The sequence below is a fragment of the Mesorhizobium sp. M2E.F.Ca.ET.209.01.1.1 genome (assembly GCF_004010375.2).
In the GTDB taxonomy this organism is placed as follows: Bacteria; Pseudomonadota; Alphaproteobacteria; order Rhizobiales; family Rhizobiaceae; genus Mesorhizobium.
This window is the reverse complement of record NZ_SADP02000754.1, coordinates 1-324: the sequence shown is the minus strand read 5'-3', so window position 1 is coordinate 324 and position 324 is coordinate 1. Positions and strand designations below refer to the sequence as shown.

Here is a 324-nt window from a genome sequence, read left to right as displayed (position 1 = left end):
CTGGGTTTTGTAACAACGCCAGCGCGGCAGATGCGCTCCGCGACATCCAATGGTTGCCTTCGCGCTCCACCTTGGGGGCGCGGGGGAAAGACAATGCGTCAACACATGCTGAACGGCTGGCTGGTGGCAGCCCTTATTGCACTGGTCTCCTGCTTGGCACAACAGCCTATATTGAGGTCAGGAAAGACCTTCCGCGCGTCGCGTGCACGAGGGGTCTGAAGGCTGTGGACAGGAGGCCGGTGCAGTTGGAAAGCTGCTCGATGACGTGCTGCAGCCGCGCCATTCCAAGCGCCTGATCGGTGGTCGGCTAAAGGCAGTCATCCC

1 protein-coding gene is annotated in these 324 nt (G+C 61.1%); it reads left to right on the top strand.

Annotation, left to right across the window (positions count from 1 at the left end; translation table 11 throughout):
- On the top strand, positions 1-296 hold a 296-nt coding region (locus EN852_RS41945), incomplete at its 5' end, for a hypothetical protein (protein ID WP_246694551.1).
- Between the last annotated feature and the right edge of the window lie 28 nt (positions 297-324).